Below are 262 nucleotides of genomic sequence, written 5' to 3'. Positions count from 1 at the left end.
CGGCGACCGTAGCCGCGCGAGATCACCCCGACACGCACGCCCCGGGCCTGCAGATGCCGCACCAGCGCCATGACGACCGGCGTCTTGCCCGAACCACCCGCCACCACATTGCCGACCACGATCACCAGGGCTGGCACGCGCTGAACCTTGAGCCATCTGGCCCGGTACAGGGCGCGCCGCAATGCCGCCAGTGCACCAAACAACGTCGAGAGCGGCCACAAGAGCCAGGCCAACGGACCCCGGCGTGTCCAGGCGCTGGTCA

Annotated in this window: 1 protein-coding gene; it reads right to left on the bottom strand. The window is 69.8% G+C overall.

What is annotated here, in order from left to right; all coding sequences use genetic code 11:
* Nucleotides 1-233, bottom strand: a 233-nt coding sequence (locus B3V69_RS00400; RefSeq protein ID WP_414707446.1) for a tetraacyldisaccharide 4'-kinase, incomplete at its 3' end; no start/stop codon positions are given.
* Between the last annotated feature and the right edge of the window lie 29 nt (nucleotides 234-262).

This window comes from Rhodoferax sp. UBA5149, assembly GCF_002413825.1.
Classification (GTDB): Bacteria; Pseudomonadota; Gammaproteobacteria; order Burkholderiales; family Burkholderiaceae_C; genus Rhodoferax.
Note: the sequence above shows the minus strand (reverse complement) of the source record. Positions and strands in the feature narration are given on the sequence as shown.